A 415-nucleotide genomic window follows, 5' to 3' on the forward strand; every position below is an offset into this window, starting at 1 on the left:
AAATATCCGATCTGCGGCCCCTGAAGACGAAGAGATGCCCTGACAACGGATCATGCTGCAGAACCTCCTGCACCCGAAGCGCCAAGGAGGGAAAGCCACAGCGCATGTCCGTATATCCGCGCCTTCCTGGCGGGCACCCTTGATCCCGAATATTCCCGTCAGCTGACCGAGCAACTACGACAGGCAGGCGTCCCGGTTTGACCATGCCGTCGCTGGCAATTAATCTGAGCACGTGGCGGATGTTTGCAAGCAGACCCGGATGTTTGCGAGCACATTGGCAAAGAGCGTGAGCACGACGCCCGCTCCATTGTCAGATAATTCGAGCAGAAAATGCCGATGTTTGCGAGCAGAGGCGCTTATGTTGGCAAGCCGCTACACCTAGCCGTCTGCGTCGAAGGAATTTCCGCCCAAGGTG

At 57.3% G+C, this 415-nt stretch carries 1 protein-coding gene; it reads right to left on the reverse strand.

Annotated features, from left to right (window positions below; genetic code table 11):
• Positions 1 to 205 (reverse strand): IS66 family insertion sequence element accessory protein TnpB (tnpB, locus tag GV819_RS33595; RefSeq protein ID WP_161760126.1); only part of this gene is annotated, 205 nt, incomplete at its 3' end.
• Between the last annotated feature and the right edge of the window lie 210 nt (positions 206 to 415).

The organism is Pseudomonas sp. Fl5BN2 (genome assembly GCF_009908205.1).
Classification (GTDB): Bacteria; Pseudomonadota; Gammaproteobacteria; order Pseudomonadales; family Pseudomonadaceae; genus Aquipseudomonas.